This is a genomic window from Convivina intestini, assembly GCF_003096575.1.
Lineage (GTDB): Bacteria > Bacillota > Bacilli > Lactobacillales > Lactobacillaceae > Convivina > Convivina intestini.
The window spans coordinates 1-17,255 of sequence record NZ_QEKT01000014.1; the positions used below are offsets into that span (position 1 = coordinate 1).

18 protein-coding genes and 1 tRNA gene are annotated in these 17,255 nt (G+C 38.2%); 7 read left to right on the forward strand and 12 right to left on the reverse strand.

Features of this window, described 5'->3' with window-relative positions:
• Positions 1-119: 119 nt before the first annotated feature.
• Both C7384_RS07730 and C7384_RS07735 read right to left on the reverse strand, forming a co-directional pair.
• Positions 120-1,301, reverse strand: a complete 1,182-nt coding sequence (locus C7384_RS07730; protein WP_089940284.1) for an aminotransferase class I/II-fold pyridoxal phosphate-dependent enzyme — start codon at positions 1,299-1,301, stop codon at positions 120-122.
• A gap of 83 nt (positions 1,302-1,384) precedes the next feature.
• Complete coding sequence (locus C7384_RS07735) at positions 1,385-1,948, reverse strand: guanylate kinase (RefSeq protein ID WP_089940287.1); 564 nt, start codon at positions 1,946-1,948, stop codon at positions 1,385-1,387.
• Between the two features lie 123 nt (positions 1,949-2,071).
• Between C7384_RS07735 and C7384_RS07740 the strand changes: the two genes are divergently transcribed.
• Positions 2,072-3,478: an APC family permease gene (locus C7384_RS07740; RefSeq protein WP_089940289.1), complete on the forward strand. Its 1,407-nt coding sequence runs from the start codon at positions 2,072-2,074 to the stop codon at positions 3,476-3,478.
• Between the two features lie 32 nt (positions 3,479-3,510).
• Here the strand turns inward: C7384_RS07740 and C7384_RS07745 are convergent, their stop codons facing one another.
• A complete protein-coding gene (locus C7384_RS07745) occupies positions 3,511-5,214 on the reverse strand; it encodes a septation ring formation regulator EzrA (protein WP_089940292.1) in 1,704 nt (567 codons plus the stop codon).
• Positions 5,215-5,525: 311 nt separating this feature from the next.
• Between C7384_RS07745 and rpsD the strand changes: the two genes are divergently transcribed.
• From rpsD to C7384_RS07765, 4 genes are all read left to right on the forward strand, one after another.
• Positions 5,526-6,131, forward strand: a complete 606-nt coding sequence (gene rpsD / locus C7384_RS07750; protein ID WP_089940295.1) for a 30S ribosomal protein S4 — start codon at positions 5,526-5,528, stop codon at positions 6,129-6,131.
• Between the two features lie 89 nt (positions 6,132-6,220).
• Positions 6,221-6,598 carry a YueI family protein gene (locus C7384_RS07755; RefSeq protein ID WP_089940298.1) on the forward strand — a complete coding sequence of 126 codons (378 nt, stop codon included), beginning with the start codon at positions 6,221-6,223 and terminating at the stop codon, positions 6,596-6,598.
• 38 nt (positions 6,599-6,636) lie between these two features.
• The gene (locus C7384_RS07760) at positions 6,637-7,899 is read left to right on the forward strand and encodes a replication-associated recombination protein A (protein WP_089940334.1); all 1,263 of its coding nucleotides are present in this window, start codon (positions 6,637-6,639) and stop codon (positions 7,897-7,899) included.
• 345 nt (positions 7,900-8,244) lie between these two features.
• Positions 8,245-8,685: a universal stress protein gene (locus C7384_RS07765; RefSeq protein ID WP_089940302.1), complete on the forward strand. Its 441-nt coding sequence runs from the start codon at positions 8,245-8,247 to the stop codon at positions 8,683-8,685.
• Between the two features lie 68 nt (positions 8,686-8,753).
• Here the strand turns inward: C7384_RS07765 and C7384_RS07770 are convergent, their stop codons facing one another.
• The 8 genes from C7384_RS07770 to C7384_RS07805 all read right to left on the reverse strand — a co-directional run bounded on the left by C7384_RS07770 (position 8,754) and on the right by C7384_RS07805 (position 15,765).
• Positions 8,754-9,887: a D-alanine--D-alanine ligase family protein gene (locus C7384_RS07770; protein ID WP_089940305.1), complete on the reverse strand. Its 1,134-nt coding sequence runs from the start codon at positions 9,885-9,887 to the stop codon at positions 8,754-8,756.
• A gap of 15 nt (positions 9,888-9,902) precedes the next feature.
• The gene (locus tag C7384_RS07775; RefSeq protein ID WP_089940308.1) at positions 9,903-10,898 is read right to left on the reverse strand and encodes a DUF2785 domain-containing protein; all 996 of its coding nucleotides are present in this window, start codon (positions 10,896-10,898) and stop codon (positions 9,903-9,905) included.
• A complete protein-coding gene (locus C7384_RS07780; RefSeq protein ID WP_089940311.1) occupies positions 10,898-12,109 on the reverse strand; it encodes an FtsW/RodA/SpoVE family cell cycle protein in 1,212 nt (403 codons plus the stop codon). Before C7384_RS07780 ends, C7384_RS07775 begins: the two co-directional genes overlap by 1 nt.
• Positions 12,110-12,210: 101 nt before the next feature.
• Positions 12,211-12,420: a DUF2969 family protein gene (locus C7384_RS07785; protein ID WP_089940314.1), complete on the reverse strand. Its 210-nt coding sequence runs from the start codon at positions 12,418-12,420 to the stop codon at positions 12,211-12,213.
• A 4-nt stretch (positions 12,421-12,424) separates the two neighbouring features.
• Complete coding sequence (gene mreB, locus C7384_RS07790) at positions 12,425-13,420, reverse strand: rod shape-determining protein (RefSeq protein WP_089940318.1); 996 nt, start codon at positions 13,418-13,420, stop codon at positions 12,425-12,427.
• Between the two features lie 111 nt (positions 13,421-13,531).
• A complete protein-coding gene (locus tag C7384_RS07795) occupies positions 13,532-13,723 on the reverse strand; it encodes a DUF1146 family protein (RefSeq protein WP_243400739.1) in 192 nt (63 codons plus the stop codon).
• 74 nt (positions 13,724-13,797) lie between these two features.
• Complete coding sequence (locus C7384_RS07800) at positions 13,798-14,376, reverse strand: ComF family protein (protein ID WP_243400740.1); 579 nt, start codon at positions 14,374-14,376, stop codon at positions 13,798-13,800.
• Positions 14,377-14,487: 111 nt separating this feature from the next.
• The gene (locus tag C7384_RS07805; RefSeq protein WP_089940337.1) at positions 14,488-15,765 is read right to left on the reverse strand and encodes an ATP-dependent helicase ComFA; all 1,278 of its coding nucleotides are present in this window, start codon (positions 15,763-15,765) and stop codon (positions 14,488-14,490) included.
• Between the two features lie 18 nt (positions 15,766-15,783).
• Here C7384_RS07805 and C7384_RS07810 point away from each other — a divergent pair, with 18 nt between their 5' ends.
• A complete protein-coding gene (locus C7384_RS07810; RefSeq protein ID WP_089940328.1) occupies positions 15,784-16,419 on the forward strand; it encodes a YigZ family protein in 636 nt (211 codons plus the stop codon).
• Positions 16,420-16,437: 18 nt separating this feature from the next.
• Positions 16,438-16,509 (forward strand) — tRNA-Arg (locus C7384_RS07815).
• 45 nt (positions 16,510-16,554) lie between these two features.
• Here C7384_RS07815 and C7384_RS07820 read toward each other — a convergent pair.
• The gene (locus C7384_RS07820) at positions 16,555-17,067 is read right to left on the reverse strand and encodes a DNA-3-methyladenine glycosylase I (protein ID WP_243400741.1); all 513 of its coding nucleotides are present in this window, start codon (positions 17,065-17,067) and stop codon (positions 16,555-16,557) included.
• Positions 17,068-17,255: the final 188 nt, after the last annotated feature.

The window sequence follows — 17,255 nt, forward strand, 5'->3', positions numbered from 1 at the left end:
TACAGATTTGTTTGTTCAAAGTTTTGTTCAGTTTTCAATGTGCTACTGCGTTGCTCCCTTACGAAACAACTTAATTAGTCTATCACGCTGCTTGCCGCTTGTCAACAACTTGCTGAAATTTATTTCATAAAATCTGAAACACGTTTTACAGCAGCTTTTATTTGACTTTCCGAAGCAGCGTAGCTTATTCTAACATACCCTTCCCCTCCAAGTCCAAAAATTGAACCAGGAATGACAGCAACCTTCCCCCTTTTAGCTAAATCTAATGCAAAGGAATAATCATCAACGCCGTATTCAGCTGGAATTTTAGCAAATATATAAAAGGCGCCATCGGGGTTAGGAATCTCAAATCCTAAGTTAATTAGCTCCTGATATAAGTAATCCCGTCTTTTTTGATAGGCAAGTTTCATCAATTCTGTATCAGCTTTCCCCGCAGGTGTTCCTAGGGCTTCAGCTGCAGCGGCCATTGCTGGATTAGAGGCTGCTGTAGTGGTAAATTGATGAACAACATTCACCTTTTCTACTAATTTTTTAGGACCAGCTACAAAACCAATCCGATATCCAGTCATAGCATGTGATTTTGAAACACCATTTAACAGCAAAGTTTGTTCTGGTAATAATTCTGCCATGGACACATGGTTTTGATTATAGGTTAGTTCCGAATAGATTTCATCGGAGATAACAACCATGTCGGTTTCTTTAATAATTGCAGCTAGTGCAGTCAATGCTTCTTTATCATAAGTTACGCCGGTGGGATTGGAGGGAAAATTCAGTATAAGCACCTTAGCACGACCGTCACTATCTTCAATGGCCTTTCTAAGTTGCTCAGGAGTCAGGACAAAATCATTGGCAGAAGTATCTAGGTAAATTGGCTTTGCACCATTTAATAATACGTCCGGTCCGTACATTGAAAAAATGGGTGTCGGAATTAAAACCTCATCCCCAGGATTCAACAACGTTGCCAAGCAATCATAAATCGCTTCGGTCGCGCCGACCGTTACAACTATTTCATTATCGGCATTGTAGGTTAAACCATAACGATTAGCTAAAAAGTCAATAATTGCTCGACGAACAGCCACACTACCACTGGCTGGTGCATAGTGCGAATCGTTTTCTTCAATAGAGCGTATGGCCGCTGCCTTAATGTGATCTGGTACATTAAAATCTGGCTCCCCAAGAGTCAATTTAATAATATTAGGAACCGAGCTAACCTCTTCATCAAAGGCTCGGATCGCATTGGCGCCCATCGCTTGAACTTGACGATTTAAATTAGATAAAACTGAGTCTTTAATATTTGGCATTAAAATTCTCCCACCATCTACAAAATAAAATTATCAGCGATATGTGTTAATTTAGATTAGAAAAAAATTATAATATATTAATCTTATTTTATTATACCGCATAAAATCATAAATTCTTGTAACATCTCCTGAGTTTTATGCCAATTATCATTATTTATCAAAGTTGCTCGTCCAACTAATTCGGGTGGTAAAGTTAAATCCCGCAGATATTCGGTCGATTGCAATCGATGCTGCTGTTGTTCAGGATGATCACCACGTTTTGCTAATCTTTGGCGCAAAACATTAGAATCGGAAACTGATATATACAAAATAAGCACTTTATCGGCTAACTTCTGTGCATAGGTAATGGCACCAGCTGTATCTAAAACAATGGTGACAATCTCACTTTTTTGCCAAGCACGATCTAATCCCTCCAAGGAGGAACCATACTGAGCACCAGCATAAATAACTGACTCTAAATAATGATTTTTATTAAAAGAATCAGAGGTTTCAAAATAATAATCTCGACCATTTTTTTCATCAGCACGTGGAGTACGCGTCGTATGGGTTATTACTCGAGCCATATGCCACTGCTGCTCTAAATATTTAGCAACCGTAGTCTTTCCAACACCGGTTGGACCTGTAATTACAATCACCTTTTTAGCCATATATGTAACCCTTTCTATCAAGGCATTCTTGTTCCTGTTAAAGAATATCACTCAAATAATCGACAAGTAAATAAAATTACTGGTAAAATCAAGAATATTCTATATAGAAATGCGAGAGACAAAATGGATATAATTAAACGTGCTTTTCAGCGTGAATCGGTGGAGGGATATCTTCAAAAAGATTCACAAATGAAACGCCTATTAACCACAAAAGATTTAATAGGCCTGGGAGTTGGAACTGTAATTGGTTCTGGAATTTTTATTTTACCCGGTCATGAAGCAGCTTCTCATGCTGGACCGGCCGTGGCGATATCGTTCTTACTAGCTGCTATCTTCTCTGGAATAGCTGGTATGGCCTTTGCTGAATTTTCTTCGGCAATGCCAGTTGCCGGATCAGCCTATTCTTATGGAAGCGTAGTGTATGGCGAATTAATTGGTTGGCTGTTAGGTTGGTCATTAATTTTGGAATACTTCCTAGCAGTATCAGCCATTTCCACTGGTTTTTCAGCCTATATGAATAACTTATTAAGTATTTTTGGTGTACATCTTCCCAAAACCTTACAAGCCGGTCCAATGGAAGGCGGAGCTATTAATCTTTTGGCCGTCTTAGTCATTTTATTAGTTACCTGGGTAATTTCCCGCGGAATTAATACTTCAAAATCGATTGAAAACGGTGCAGTCTTTATTAAAATTGCTATTTTAATTTTATTTATTGTTGGTGGATCTTTCTTTGTTAAAACTAGTAACTATGTACCGTTCTATCCCAAGGAATTTCAAACTGGCCTGCTAGGATTAGGTGGTATTACCGCTGCCACTGCCGGTATTATCTTTTCTTTCTTAGGATTTGACACTATTGCTGCTCATGCTGCTGAAGTTAAAAATCCTACTAAAACAATGGCCAAAGGAATCCTAGGTACTGTCATTATTTCAGCTCTACTTTATACTTTCTTTGCCATTGTCTTAACTGGAATTGTTAACTATAAACAATTAGGGGTTGATGACCCAGCGGCCTTTGCGCTACAAACAATTCATCAAACTCAATTTTCAATTGTTATTACAATTGGGGCATTAATTGGTATGTTTACTGCTATTTTAGCGATGGTCTTTGCTTCATCACGCCTAACCTATTCTTTCGGTCGTGATGGTCTACTACCTAAGCAATTAGGCCATGTTTCAAAACGTCACCAACTACCTACTAATGCTTTGATTTTAGCTGCTGTAGTAGAAACTATTTTAGCCGGTTTAGTTCCACTAAGTACGCTCGCTAGCTTAATTAATATTGGTACTTTAACAGCCTTTCTATTTATTAGTTTTGGTGTAATTCTGCTGCGGCAACGTAAAGATCTCACCCATGAAGGGTTTAAAATGCCCCTATACCCTGTTTTACCGATTATAAGTAGTCTTATTAGCTTATTGCTTATTATGCAGCTTCCGGCTGAAACTTTAGAAATGTACTTGATTTGGTTAATTCTAGGAATCCTCTGCTACTTTAGTTACGGTATTCATCATTCCTCGCTTGGTAAGAAATAAAAAAATGGTTGACCTTCAGGTCAACCATTTTTTTATATAACATTTCGATGGCGCTGATAACTTTCAACAATATGGTCATAAATCCCAGCATCCACTTTATCCAGAACAGGACCTAACACATCCATCACCTTACTATAATTATAGTCGTTATTATAGATTTGACGCGCTTCCTGGCTAGCTTCAGCTACCATTTGATTGGACTGACGATAACGATTAGAGTACTGTAACAATTGTTCAGCGATAATAGCTTCATCTACAATTTTTTGTGTTTTTTCATGTAACGTATCAGAATCGACCACAACAATATTTAACTGGCGTTGAACATCATCCATATCTACTAGACTGGCTCGTAAAATATCATCTAGGCGCTTAATTTCATCCGACACACTATAGTAAAATTCTAAATATACTTTTGGTAATCCTGGTAAGTTCATTCGTTCCAAACGTTGCCGGATAGATTGAATGCTGTCAATATTTTGATCACAAATTTGTTTAGCAGATTGGAAGGCCGGTTCAATACCAATGATTTGTTGCCATAACTCAATTTGACTCGTGTTAATTTCCTGCATTTGATTCAGCCAACGTTCCTGCATACCGACCGCTTGACTGTATGTGATCTTAGCCTGATGCAATTGCTCGTTAGCCGCCGTGACATTTCGACCAATCATATCAATTTGTTCTAAAAATCCCCGCCGATTTTCTAACTCATGATGAGTGAAACGATATGACTGACGTAATCTTTCTAATTCAACAAACAAATTTTGATTTTGTTCACGTAAACGTTCAAGGCCATGATCAACAGCTTTAACATTGGTTTGAAAATCTTGTTGAGCGTTCAACTCACCCTCTAATAGGTCATAAACATCTTGAATTTGTTGCTCAATTTTATCAATGTGTTGTTGTGTCTCTTTAATTTTTAAATCTACTAACAACGCCAAAGCTACTTCACGTTGTTGATCAATCAAAGATAAACGGTCAGCAATATCTTCTAAAAAGATAATACCCTGATGACGCAAGGTTTGGTAGCCATCAAATAATTCCGCCAATTGTTCAACAAATTTAATATTTAGACTAGTAAATAAATCAGGTATTTCGGTCTGCATATTTGCTAACTGAGTATTTTCCATGGCTAATTGTTCATAAACATTACTAGCCGCAGCCTGATCGCCCGACTCGGTCAATGTAGCAAATTCTTGATAATCATTTTCTAGCTGATTAATAAACTGCAACAAAGAATGGTAAGCAGGTCCATATGCTTCCCGTTGATCGTCAATCGACTGACGAATAATCGCATAGCTACCATGTAATTCAGCAATCGCTTTTTTATGGGCTTGACTAGTATCGTTTAACTCTTTTAGTCCCGTTCGGATTGCCTGCACTTCATCTGTAGCCTCACCAACTAAATCACGTAATTGATCTAAATCACCTTTGGCCTTTAGTAAATTCACCCCAGCAGCGCCATTTAAAACCAGTTCTAGTTGGCGATCAATGGCCATAAATTTATTTTTTTCAAGTCCACTGTAACGACTTTCAAGGGTTTGATAATCTTTCAAGGATTGTCCGATTAATGAAAGTTTACGAGCTTCAATGAGATCTTGATTTATATCAAAAGCCACCAAGCGGGCTTTAATTTCACCCAACTGTTTAGCCTTATTCTGATAACTTCTTTGTAAAAAAACAACGATAATAGCCGCGACAACGAGAACGGCAATAGCAATTATGATAAAAGTCCACATATTAATATTTCACCTTGGCCTTATCTTCTTAATTTTCCCTTTGTATAAAACAATACCGCATTTTAGATAAATCAAATGATATTTACTCTAGCTTTAGTGTTTTCTTAATAATTTGGTGATTATCATTATTTCTGATATAATGTGAGAGTTGTATTGAGTTGAGTAGCAGTAGGCAAAGAAGCGCGTCAACAACGTCGCAATTCGTTAGTAAGGACAAGCTACCGTCACTGAGAAACGTCAATTATTGACGCTGCACGCATCTGGTGCCTACCCTCAAATGTACAGCAAATACATTTTGGAGGACATTATACATGTCACGTTATACAGGACCTAAATGGCGTATTTCACGTCGCTTAGGCGTTTCACTATCTGGTACCGGTAAGGAATTAGCTCGCCGTGCCTACGCACCTGGAGATCATGGAAATGGTCGTCGCGGTAAGGTATCTGAATATGGTACTCAACTTCGCGAAAAGCAAAAGTTGCGTTTCACTTACGGTTTGACTGAACGTCAATTCCACACACTATTTAACAAGGCCGGTAAGATCCGTCAAGGTACTCATGGTACTAACTTCATGATCTTGTTGGAGCGCCGTTTGGACTCATTGGTTTACCGCTTAGGTTTGGCTACTACGCGTCAACAAGCACGTCAATTAGTTAACCATGGTCACATCCTTGTTGATGGTAAGCGTGTAGATATTCCTTCATACGAAGTTGAGCCTGGTCAAGTTATCTCAGTTCGTGAAAAGTCAAAGAATATTGTACCAATTCAAATCGCAATTGAGTCAGTCGTTTCTCGTCCACAATTCGTTTCATTTGATGCTGAAAAGTTGGAAGGATCACTTGTTCGTTTGCCAGAACGTGAAGAATTGGATGCTGATATCAACGAAGCGCTTATCGTTGAATTCTACAACCGTTAATATTCTTTTTAAAATTTGTCATCACTTAGTGATGGCTTTTTTTGTATAATGCTAACAACTATCCTGCTCACAATAGGAGTTAACCAATTATGGATATCAATGAACGTTTGCAACAAGAACAGTTAAGCGGTAGTAGTTTACCCAAAATTAATCCCGATGAACAAAATCGCTATTTAGGCACCTTTAGAGAACGGGTTATTGTCGCTATACGTCAATCCCAGATCGATAATCCCAAAGTTATCACAGATTTTACAACCGTTTTATCACAAAATACTGCAGGTAAGCTACTAATTAACGCTAATTTAACTGGGGATAATAGTGCCACTTATATTAAAATAGCCACGCAGACTAACCACCCTTTTACCCTGCTATCCGATAATCAAAAAGGCAGTCGTCAAGCAGACCCAATAGCAGTTCTTTTGGCGGCTGATCATGCTGTAAATATCGATAATATTTATCTTAGTTAGGAGTTCCCATCGTGCAACAAAAACCTTTGGCATATCGTATGCGGCCAACTAAAATTGAAGAAATTATTGGTCAACAGGATTTAGTCGGTAAAAATAAAATTATTTGGCGCATGGTTACTGCCCATCGTTTAAATTCAATGATTTTATACGGCCCTCCTGGAACAGGCAAAACCTCGATTGCCAGTGCCATTGCTGGCTCATCAAAATATTCTTTTCGTCAATTAAACGCCGCTACCGATGGTCAAAAGGAACTTCAAATTGTTGCTGAAGAGGCTAGAATGTCTGGCACAGTTGTTTTACTACTAGATGAAATTCATCGTTTAAATAAAGTAAAACAAGACTTTTTACTTCCCCATCTAGAATCAGGTGCTATTATCCTTATTGGAGCGACTACTGAAAATCCTTATATCAACGTTACACCGGCAATCCGTTCTCGAACACAGATTTTCCAAGTCCATCCATTAAACGAAGCCGACATTAAAAACGGCATTAAACGTGCTCTAGCTGATAAAGAACATGGACTTGGGATGTATCAAGTACACCTAAGTCCACAAGCATTGGCACATTTATCCCAAGCCACCAATGGTGATTTACGTAGTGCACTTAACAGCCTTGAAATTGCAGTCCTATCAACTGCAGCTAATCAAGACGGAATTATTAATATAACCCTACCTATTGTTGAAGAAACTACCCAACATCAAGCCATTGTCGCTGACCGAGATGGCGATGCCCATTATGATGTTATCTCAGCTCTGCAAAAATCTATTCGGGGATCTGACGTTGATGCAGCACTCCACTATACTGCTAGAATCATTGAATCTGGTGATTTAAATAGTCTTGTAAGGCGTTTAACCGTCATTGCTTATGAAGATATTGGTCTAGCCAATCCCAATGCTGCTCAGCATGCCATCAGTGCTTTAAATGCGGCCCAAAGCCTTGGATTACCAGAAGGACGCATTCCGATTGCTAACGCGGTCATTGAATTAGCTCTCTCACCAAAATCAAATTCAGCTTATCTTGCTATCGATCAAGCCCTAGCCGATTTAAAAACAAACCATCATTTAGATATTCCAAAGTACTTAAAAGATGCTCATTATAAAGGCGCACAGGCATTAGGTCATGGGATTGATTATCGCTATCCGCATGACTTTCCAAACGATTGGGTTGCACAGCAATATCTACCTGATGGAATCAAAAAACAAAAGTACTTTAATCCTAAAGGAAATTCACCTTTTGAATTACAATTAAAAGAAATCAATCGCAGTTTAAAGAAGCAACAACACGATAATTTAAACTCTTAAAAATAATTAGCTGTCAAGACTGTTATTAACTATTTAGACGCGTTACAATGTCAATTGGAATTACTTAAGCATACGCGTTGTTACATCATCAGCTTTTTCCTTACAACCTTTATTTTTGGATGAGGATACTTAAACGCCAAGGCAAGCCCTTTCGTTTGGTAGTCTGAACTTTAAGTGATTCACCCACCTCGAAATTTCGAGGAAAATCTGCGTAGCGATTAACGGTGCTATATAAGTTTTCCCCAGACATCGTCTGTAAACCCATCTTGTTGATGGGTTTTTTTAACTTTAAATTTAATTCCGTCAGCGCTATACTATTCCTAGAAAGTAAAGAGGAGTGTTATTATGGTCAAAGATTATCAAAAAATTCTTGTGCCTATGGATGGTTCTAAAGAGTCTGAAGCGGCATTGGCACGAGCAATTGATTTAACAAAGTTAGCTGGTGATTCAGCCACCTTATCAATCCTTAATGTCATTGATACACGAGTTTTTCAAAGTATTGCTAGTTTTGACGACACCATGGTTGATGCTGTGGCTGATCAAGCACGTAAGAGTTTAGAAAAGTATCAAAAGCAAGCTCAAGATGCGGGCATTAAGAATGTCGATTACTTAATTGAATATGGTTCTCCTAAGGCATTGATTGCTAATGATGTTCCTACAGAATTAAAAACTGATTTAATTGTAATCGGAGCCACAGGTCTCAATGCAGTTGAACGTTTCGTTATCGGGTCGGTTACTGCCTATGTCACTCGTGCAGCCATTACCGATGTTTTGGTAGTTCGCTAAACTAACTGTTAGTTATAATAATAAAAGGACTTCACTGATAAAAGTGAAGTCCTTTTATTATTTGATTTTTAATTAAACTTACCCAGCTTTTCATCGCCAAGAGCTTCAAAAGCATAACTCAACTTACTATTATATTCATACTCTTCAAAACCATACTGAACAAGGAGATCGGCTAATTTAGCATTATCAATATCAGAATAATCCCACAGGCGTTTGAATAATGACATATTGGTGAATCCTGGTAAGGTATTCGGCTCTCCCAAGTAAGGAACATCATTTTCATCAATTAGAAAGTCCATTCGAGCCTCGCCACGCAAATCTAATACTTTATAGGCAGATAAAGCCATAGACTTAATTTCTTCTGTTACTGCGGCAGGTAAGCGAGCTGGAATTTCAAACTGTACTGCTGAATTATCAACAAACTTACTCTGATAATCATACCACCCGTCCCCATTTTCCTGTCCAGGGACATGGTGAGCCCCTATCTCAGATACGATAGGATTTTGATTACCAATGACCCCTACTTCAAGTTCGCGTGGCCCACAGACAGCTTCTTCAATTAAGACTTTGTGGTCATATTGGAATGAATCAGCCAATGCAGCTTTAAAATCAACTTCATTATCAGCCCGCGAAATGCCAACTGACGACCCCTGATTAGCTGCTTTCACAAATACTTGATTCCCAAGCTCGGATACGACTTGTGCCCATGTGATTTCGTCGGCTTGATCGGCATGAACGACTAAATATTTAGTATTACGAATATTATTATAAGTTAAAAGTTCTTTCGTCAGTACTTTATCAAAACTTAGCGCATGTCCCCGCAGTGGCGCTCCCACAAATGGTTTATCAAGTAATCTGAACAAACCCTGAATAGTACCATCTTCTCCTAAATTACCATGTACAACTGGGAAAAAAATGTCAATATCCGGAATTTCATTTAAAGCTGCTACCCGAGCTAACGTATTATTGGTATCAATTGTAGCCATATAAGCATCAACTAACGATTTTTCATCAGCTTGGAACATAATTTCTTTTGAGCGAACCGGGTCAATAAAATAACCGTTTTCAGCAATTGCTATCACTGTTATACGATATTTCCCTGTTGCCTCTAAGGCCTGATAAAAATTTTGAGCAGAACGTTTTGAAACATCATGTTCAGATGAATTACCACCAAACAACAGGGCTACATGCTTCTTATCCATAAATTTCCCACCTTCTTATGATAAATAGTTTTTAGTCGTTAATACATATTCAAAAATTGATTTTGGTACTTGATCGGCGCCAGCCACAATTATTTCATGGAAAAAATCCATCCGATTATACATTTGCTGCCAGCGACTACGATTTTGTATAAACGGTTCATTAACAATATCTTGCCGCCATAATTTCAAAGAAAGCAGAATATAGTCCGCATATAATTGATTCTTCTGAGCCAAATTTATCAAAGCATCAACAATTTTACCTACTTCTCCCATCGTTAACGGTGTATCCAACAATCGAAAGTTAGTCATAATAGTTGCTGTTAAATATACTTTATCAGCTCTTTGAAGATTCGGTAGCATAAATAATTCATTTAAAACATTAGCAAGGTGGGTGAAAATATGTACCCAGCCCTTACCATCAATAAAACCACGAGTATCATGTTCCATTAAACTAATCAAGGCTACTTGATCAACCATTCGATCTAATAATTGCTCAGAAATAAAACTTAGAGTACTCGTTCGATTTTTAACTAGCAACATCCACAATATAGCTAAGTGATAGGAACGACCAAAACTGGCATTGTTAGGCTTTTCCATTAGATGACTAAATAATGCATCATCCTTAATCACTTCGGCAGTTAACCAAGCTAATTGTTCTTGGGATAGATGATCATTTTGAATCGCCATACTCAAGAAAAAAAAGGCACCCGTATCTCGATATTTCTCATTAGGGCTAGCTAGCTGTTTGACAATTAATTGCAAATCAGAATTTGATAAGTCATTCTTTACAAAATGATGTTCATCATTATGAGCCCAAAGGTCCTGATACTTTTCAATAATAGTTAAGGCATCTTGACTATCATCCGGTAGCATAACGGGCGTCACCTCTGATAGGGCAAGATTTTTACGTAAAGGTAACATTAAATCACCCAAGGATTCAAATATCAAACCTTTTTGTGTTTTGAGACGAATCTGCCCCATACTCATCTTAATTCTAGTTAGACTATTCATTAAATTGAAAATCCTGTTGATTCATTGAAGGTATCACTTTGCTGTTGATAACCAATCGATAGGATTAAGCCAACACCAATTAAGTTACTTAATAGGGAAGAACCTCCCTGTGAAATAAATGGTAGTGGAATCCCTGTCAAGGGCAATATGCCGATACTCATACCAACATTTTCAAAAACGTGAAATAACAGCATCATGACTACCCCGGTGGCAATATAAGCATAAAAAGCATTCCGTGCTTTAAAGGTCGCCTTGACCATCAAGTATATCAGGGCAGCATAAAGTAAAATCAAAAACGCGCCACCGACAAAGCCAAAGGTCTCCCCAACTACTGAAAAAATCATATCTGATTCACGCACTGGAACAAAAACCTTCAAATTCCCCCAGCCAGATCCCCAGAATTGACCAGACCCAATGGCTTTTAGGTTTTGATAGGTTTGATATCCAGTATTGGAAGTATCTTGTCCAGGGTGTAACCAGGCATCAATTCGTGCAAACTGATAGGCCTGAAAACCAAGTCCCCCTAAGATAGTACGACCAAACGGTGAAGTAACTAAAAAGATCATAGTGGAGCCTACGGTAACTGCCACAGTAATCAAAGGTCCTAATATTTGCCAAGTTACCCCTGAAACTAATAAGACGCCACCTAGAATTGCCATGAAAACTAAAAGGGTTCCCAAATCATTTTGAGCACCAATCAAAATGGCAATTGGCATAAAACAAGCAATCATTTTCCCAATTAATACCCAATCCGATTGATTAGTATGCGTTGGAAACAGTCGATTATGGTTAGCCACAATTTTACTTAACATCAGAATAAAGGCCGGCTTAACCACTTCGGAAGGTTGAAAAGAAATTGGTCCAAAAGCAATCCAAGACTTGGCCCCTGTCTCGGCCGCAATTCCGCGATTATAAAGAAATAGAACCAAGATAAGTAATATAATGCCAATGCCGTAGGCAATTGGGGCTAAACGCCATAGTTGTGAAGCGTCAAAGCGAACCAAAAAGACGATAAATCCGACACCAACTAGCCAATATAGAAATTGCATTATAACTGCTCGGACCGGAGAAGCTCCCGTTCCCCCATTAGCAATTGCAAGGTACAAAGATCCCAGTCCAATAATCATGAACAGAATTAAAATAAGTATAATTCCCCAGTCTAATTCTGAGGCTGAAGACCGATTAGAACGGTGTGCTGCTGATTGTTGCATCTTTACCACCTATTGCTATTAACATAACTCAAACTTCTAGTAACTATATATACAAAAACCCTTTGCGTAAGCAAAGGATTTTTAAATAATCTGATTAATAATTAATGATAAAGATTATAATTAGCCAAAATTGCATTCAAAGCTTCTTCAACCGAGGCTGCAGAACTGATAACCCTTTGCTCGCCGACAAAGCCGACAAATATATCACCGTTCTTTTGAATTATCCCAACTAAATTATCATTAACTTTAACTTGTGTTTGATTTTCTTCATCACTGAGGGTTACAGTAAAATTCTGGTTTTTTTTACTCATGAGACTAGCTCCGGCGTTTTGGCTTAGCCATCATGTGTTCTAACAAAGCACCCGTTCCTTTGGCAACATTATCCAATGGAGATTCTGCTACAAAGACTGGTACACCCAAATTATCAGATAATAGACGATCCATCCCCGCTAACAAAGCACCACCACCAGTCAGCATAATACCACGATCAATGATATCAGCTGCTAGTTCTGCAGGTAGTTTAGAAAGCGCAGAATGAGCGGCAACGACAATCTGTTCCAATGTTTCATGCAGAGCTTCTTCAACTTCGTTAGAGTTAATGGTAATTGTCTCTGGCATTCCATCAAAATTATCACGACCACGGACTTCCATAGTTTGTGGATCGTCACTCTGTAAAGCGGAACCAATTTCGATTTTAATTGTTTCCGCTGAACGTTCCCCAACAACCAAGTTATGACGGCGCTTTAAGTAGTTTACAATATCAATATTCATGCGATCACCAGCCACACGAATTGATTCTGAAACAACAATATCACCCAATGAAAGAATGGCAATATCAGAAGTTCCACCCCCGATATCAATAACCATTGAGCCAACCGGCTTAAAGATATCCAAACCGGCCCCAATAGCAGCTACTTTCGGCTCATAATCCAAATAAACTTTGGCTCCACCAGCTTTTTCAGCAGCTTGAATAATTGCCTTACGTTCAATTTCCGTAATATTAGTTGGCGCACAAATCATAATGTTAGGCTTTGACATGAAGCCTTTAACATTTAATTTGTTAACAAAATAAGTTAACATTGCTTCGGTCACATCAAAATCAGAAATAACACCATCTTTTAATGGACGTACGGCACGAATATTTCCTGGAGTTCTTCCCACCATCCGGTAAGCTTCTGCCCCAACTGCTAAGACGCGATCTGACTTGTCATCAATAGCAACCACCGAAGGTTCGTTAAGTACAATACCTTCTCCTTCAACGTAAATTAATACGTTAGCAGTTCCTAAATCAATTCCGATATCTTTTGCCATTCTTAATTTCTCCAGCAATCTTTATTAATCTGGTCATTAGTCGTTAAAAATTAAACCAACATAATCCTCTGTATTATATCACATTCTTTTACGTACGTAGGGATTCCAGTATTAATGTTTTAATATTGAACTGGGTAATTGAAAAATCCATTCGGCAATTGTAATGAAAAATAAGGCCAACAAGAAACCTAGCACTGTGGCCAAAACTACTTTTAGTAATGCAGCTTGACGTGGTGTATAGGGCATGATTTTGGCAAAATTAATCGGCTTTAGCAACATAAATACTAAATATATTAGTAACATAGTCAAAAGTAGCATTGTTAGAGGGGGCATGGGACAGTCCTTTCAAGCCTTATTCCCCCTAGTCTAACACATAATTATCGAGCTAACGTAACGCTGCTAACTTCACCTACCCCAGCTTGGTAAAACAAGTCTGCTGCATGATACAACGTCGCCCCAGTTGTATAAACATCATCAACTAATAGAATCTTTTTTCCACTTAAATGATCAATAGTTCTTGGTAGTGTAAATGGCTGCTGGGCAATTAGACGATCTTTGCGTTGTCGAGCCGATTGATGACCCTTATCTGCTAATGTTACTGATAATAATTCTTGATAAGAAATTGACCCCAGCATAGCAGTAACCTGATTAAAACCGCGGGTTAGCCAGGTTTGTTGGCTAACTGGAATTGGTACAATAATGTCCAACTCCCGCTCTTTGATTAAGCTCTGTAAGGCTCTAGTAAAAATATCTTTTAACTGGTAATCACCAATAAATTTATACATCCGCATATATTCTTTCATGGCTTGATTATAAGTAAAACAAGCTTGATTTTTCAATAAGGTTTTTCCTGATTGTTGCCAGCGTTGACAGTCAAAGCATAACTTTAAACTATCCTGTAATCGACCACAACCAGGACAAACCGTTCTGCCATTTAATTTTTCAAAGTTTGTCATACATTTATCACAAATTCTAGCTTTGTTTATTCTACTGATACCTAATAAAGAGAATATATCACGATTGGCTTCAATTTTTAGCTGACACAGGAGACAATTCATCATTAACCTCTAACTTTTTTTTAATTGGCAGCCACGCTGGTTCATCGTATTAATTTGCTTTTGAGCTCGAAATACAGCTAAATTGATTTGTCTAACAAAAGCCAATACTAAACCTGTCGGCCGATCATAACTGCGCCCCACTCGTCCTGCAATTTGTACCAGGGCGTTTTCACTAAAAGTATTTTCATCTGCCCCTAAAATTAAGACATCAATGCCGGGTAAAGTAACACCTCTTTCCAAAATAGTAGTCGTAATTAAAAAGTGAATGTTTTCCTGGCGCATTTGTTGAACTTTCTCAATCCGGTCGGGATCGTTAGCATGGACTGTGGTCCCCTTTAGTTGAGTGTAGGCTTGCAAATAACGCTCAACGATAATTAAATCGCTAACGTAGGGAACAAAAATTAAAAATTGTCGTTGCTCCTCAATAAAAATTTCAATTTGTTTTTTTAGGAGTTTAGGCATCTTTAAACGCCAATTGTTAACCCGCTTAATTTGTAATTTAGGTAGTAATTGTTGATGAAAACGTAACGGTAAATAAGAAACTTTTAAATTACCTCGTTTAACTGCTGTTTTTAAGGCAGGAGTTGGGGTAGCCGTTAAATAAACTATCGTACTGATTTTTTTCCGGGCTGTCTGCACCGCATATTGAAGCATCGGATTTCCTCGAAAAGGAAAACTGTCAACCTCGTCAATAATCAGTACATCAAATGCTGATTTAAAACGTAAAAGTTGATGAGTAGTTGCTAAAACAAGCTGAGTATACCCATAAGGTGTCGTTTGTTTACCATGTAAAACAACCTGTGACAGATTAGCAAAAGCCGCTGCTAATCTAGGCGCTAATTCAGCAATTACATCTACTCTGGGTGAAACCAGCGCCACACGTTTTTTTTGTTGAAAAGCCTTTAATAGCAAGGGAAATAACATCTCTGTTTTTCCAGCACCAGTAACTGCCCACACTAAATGATTCCTTCCCTGCTCCATACTACTCACTAAATCCTTACTGACTTGGGCCTGTTGTTGGGTCAGGGTGCCTGGCCAAATTAATTCGACTTGTCCGTCAAAATTATTAGGCTCTGGTAAGGAAATTAAATCGTCTAAAGAACTAACTCTACCTAAAATTAAACAAGCCTGGCAATAAAATTGCTTTCTAGGTAATGATGCCTTTTGATTTTGTCCACATCGCTGACATACCCCTTTTATAAAACTAGCTGTTCTTTGATACTCTAAATCTGTTTCTTGAATTTTAGGACAGGTAATCATTCGTCCAAACAATAGTTCTTTATCCATCATGATATAATACGAAACATGGATAGATTTTTAACAATCCGCCCGAAAGAGGGCGAGTGGCAACAAACAATTAAAAAATCACAATTTATCGTTAATTTTATGCGTGTAGATGATGAACCCGCAGCTAAAAATTTTATTAATCAAATTTGCAAAGAGCACTACAAAGCTACTCATAACGTTTTTGCTTATGTTATTGGTGATAATGACGAAATCAAACGCTACAGTGACAATGGTGAACCTTCCGGTACTGCCGGCGTTCCCATCTTGGAAGTCCTCCAGCGCCGTCAGGTGCACAATGTAGCTGCCGTGGTCACACGTTACTTTGGCGGTATCAAGCTGGGGGCCGGTGGCTTAATCCGGGCCTACGCTGGCACTGCCGCTCAAGGACTAGATGCCCTAGGATTAGTCGAACGAATTTTTCAATTGGAGGTCATACTGACCATTGATTATAAAAATGCCGATGCTCTAACCTATTGGATTAAGCAAAACCAGTATCATCTGCTAGATACCACTTTCGACACTGCGGTTCATATCACAATTGCCATTGACGAACACAAAATCAATACGGTCGAACAAACGCTAAAGGATAAGTTTTCGGGAAACATTCTCTTCCAGATTGGCCAACCAACCTACTTGAAATTACCAGTACAATGAGGTATAATGAAGTCATTCGCGCGGTTAGTGTAATGGATAGCACACAAGATTCCGGTTCTTGAGATCCGGGTTCGACTCCCGGATTGCGCATTGAAAAAAGTAGTTAGTCATTAAGACTAACTACTTTTTTATACTCTAATGAAAATCACAAGATAACTCGTGAGCATTTATCACGCCAACTGCTTGTAAATAAGCTTGTAGTACTGTTGGCCCCACAAATTTAAAACCATTACTTTTAAATTGCTTAGCCAATTTTTCAGAAGTAGCTGTTTTACTAGGAGCCAAGTGATAATCAGAAACTTTTTGATCAATGGTTTGATTCTGGGTAGTCTGCCAAATATACTGATTTAGACTGTTACCATCGTGATGCCATAGCTGAAGGATGCGAGCATTATTAACTACTGCTTCAATTTTACCTCGATGGCGAATAATGCTCGTATCATTCAATAACTCTGTAACTTGATCAACCGTCATACTTGCTACTAATTCAATATCAAAATCAAAGAATCTTCGCCTTAAATTTTCACGTTTTGATAAGACAGTTGCCCAACTCAAACCAGACTGAAACATCTCTAAACAAAGCATCTCAAATAGACGTTGTTCATCATGGCAGGGATGTCCCCATTCCAAGTCGTGATAATTTTGCATTAATTTCGAATCAGGATAATTCGCTACCCAACTGCAACGTTGTATCATGAGATTACCTTTTCCTCATTTAGCAAGTGTATTAAAAAACACCCCTGAAGTGCGCCCTCCAAATTGGAGAGAAGTAATGTCATAAATCTTGTCGCTTAATTACTACGGTAATTAGGCGACTTTTTGTTTTTGATACTGCG

Excerpts from the sequence above, each read along its gene's own strand:
- C7384_RS07760 (WP_089940334.1), top strand. The coding sequence starts at position 6,637 with ATGCGGCCAACTAAAATTGAAGAAATTATTGGTCAACAGGATTTAGTC.
- C7384_RS07770 (WP_089940305.1), bottom strand. The coding sequence starts at position 9,887 with ATGGATAAGAAGCATGTAGCCCTGTTGTTTGGTGGTAATTCATCTGAA.
- C7384_RS07785 (WP_089940314.1), bottom strand. The coding sequence starts at position 12,420 with ATGAGTAAAAAAAACCAGAATTTTACTGTAACCCTCAGTGATGAAGAA.
- C7384_RS07775 (WP_089940308.1), bottom strand. The coding sequence starts at position 10,898 with ATGAATAGTCTAACTAGAATTAAGATGAGTATGGGGCAGATTCGTCTC.
- C7384_RS07810 (WP_089940328.1), top strand. The coding sequence starts at position 15,784 with ATGGATAGATTTTTAACAATCCGCCCGAAAGAGGGCGAGTGGCAACAA.
- C7384_RS07805 (WP_089940337.1), bottom strand. The coding sequence starts at position 15,765 with ATGGATAAAGAACTATTGTTTGGACGAATGATTACCTGTCCTAAAATT.
- C7384_RS07745 (WP_089940292.1), bottom strand. The coding sequence starts at position 5,214 with ATGTGGACTTTTATCATAATTGCTATTGCCGTTCTCGTTGTCGCGGCT.
- C7384_RS07795 (WP_243400739.1), bottom strand. The coding sequence starts at position 13,723 with ATGTTACTAATATATTTAGTATTTATGTTGCTAAAGCCGATTAATTTT.
- C7384_RS07800 (WP_243400740.1), bottom strand. The coding sequence starts at position 14,376 with ATGACAAACTTTGAAAAATTAAATGGCAGAACGGTTTGTCCTGGTTGT.
- rpsD (WP_089940295.1), top strand. The coding sequence starts at position 5,526 with ATGTCACGTTATACAGGACCTAAATGGCGTATTTCACGTCGCTTAGGC.
- C7384_RS07735 (WP_089940287.1), bottom strand. The coding sequence starts at position 1,948 with ATGGCTAAAAAGGTGATTGTAATTACAGGTCCAACCGGTGTTGGAAAG.
- mreB (WP_089940318.1), bottom strand. The coding sequence starts at position 13,420 with ATGGCAAAAGATATCGGAATTGATTTAGGAACTGCTAACGTATTAATT.
- C7384_RS07740 (WP_089940289.1), top strand. The coding sequence starts at position 2,072 with ATGGATATAATTAAACGTGCTTTTCAGCGTGAATCGGTGGAGGGATAT.
- C7384_RS07780 (WP_089940311.1), bottom strand. The coding sequence starts at position 12,109 with ATGCAACAATCAGCAGCACACCGTTCTAATCGGTCTTCAGCCTCAGAA.
- C7384_RS07765 (WP_089940302.1), top strand. The coding sequence starts at position 8,245 with ATGGTCAAAGATTATCAAAAAATTCTTGTGCCTATGGATGGTTCTAAA.
- C7384_RS07755 (WP_089940298.1), top strand. The coding sequence starts at position 6,221 with ATGGATATCAATGAACGTTTGCAACAAGAACAGTTAAGCGGTAGTAGT.
- C7384_RS07820 (WP_243400741.1), bottom strand. The coding sequence starts at position 17,067 with ATGCAAAATTATCACGACTTGGAATGGGGACATCCCTGCCATGATGAA.
- C7384_RS07730 (WP_089940284.1), bottom strand. The coding sequence starts at position 1,301 with ATGCCAAATATTAAAGACTCAGTTTTATCTAATTTAAATCGTCAAGTT.